This is a genomic window from Rathayibacter sp. AY1F2 (genome assembly GCF_002930885.1).
Lineage (GTDB): Bacteria > Actinomycetota > Actinomycetes > Actinomycetales > Microbacteriaceae > Rathayibacter.
In genome coordinates this window covers 1-910 of record NZ_PSVG01000058.1, presented here as the reverse complement: position 1 = coordinate 910, position 910 = coordinate 1, and the positions used below count along the sequence as shown (strand labels likewise).

The following is a 910-nucleotide window of genomic DNA, read 5'->3' as shown; positions in this document are numbered from 1 at the left end:
CGGCGTCATCACCCCGGTCCTCGCCCGCCGCGACGAGCACGGCAACGTCATCGTCCGCGCCGGACAGCGCCGCACCCTCGCCGCCCGCGAGGCCGGAGTCGCCACCATTCCGGTCTACGTCGTGGAGGGCGACGAGACGACCGCCGACCGGATCGTTCAGCAGATCATCGAGAACGACCAGCGCGCCGAGCTGAGCGTCGCGGACCGCACCGCCGCGTGGGCGCAGCTCGCGTTCGAGGGCGTCACCGCCGCAGCGATCGCCAAGCGCACCGGCACCAAGACCGACGCGGTGAAGAAGGGCCTTGCGGTCGCGGAGTCCGCGACCGTCACGTCCGTTCTGCACGAGCACGAGCTGACCCTTGACCAGGCGGCGGTGCTGTTGGAGTTCGAGGACGACGCCGACGCCCGCGCGACCCTGATCGAGGTCGCCATAAACGACCCGGCCCAGTTCGGGCACACCGCGCAGACCCTCCGCGACGAGGCCGCGCACCAGGCGCTCCTCGCGGCGACCGCCGCCGAGTACACCGGCAACGTCTTCCAGATCCTCACGCGCTCCGACGCCTACGGCGACCAGGCGACGTGGACGCCCATCCGGCAGCTGCGCGGCGAGGACGGCAAGAGCGTCACCCCCGAGCAGGTCGCCGCCGCTCCCGGACGCGGAGTGCTCATCGACACCAGCTGGCGCGGCGAGGTCGAGGTCACCCTCCTCGTCCAGGACCCCACCGCCGCCGGATTCACCTACGCCTACGGAGCCCCCGAGCAGCCGCAGACCGAGGAGGAAGCCGAGGAGGAGCGCGCCGAGAAGTCCGCGGAGCGCAAGGTGCTCATCGCCAACAACAAGGCGTGGAACGCGGCCGAGAAGGTGCGCCGCGAGTGGATCGCGACGTTCCTCGCCCGCAAGACCCTCCCC

The 910-nt window shown here is 71.8% G+C and carries 1 protein-coding gene; it reads left to right on the top strand.

The features are described 5' to 3' along the window. A partial coding sequence (locus tag C5C54_RS17500; protein WP_181127934.1) for a ParB N-terminal domain-containing protein occupies window positions 1-910 on the top strand: 910 nt, incomplete at both ends.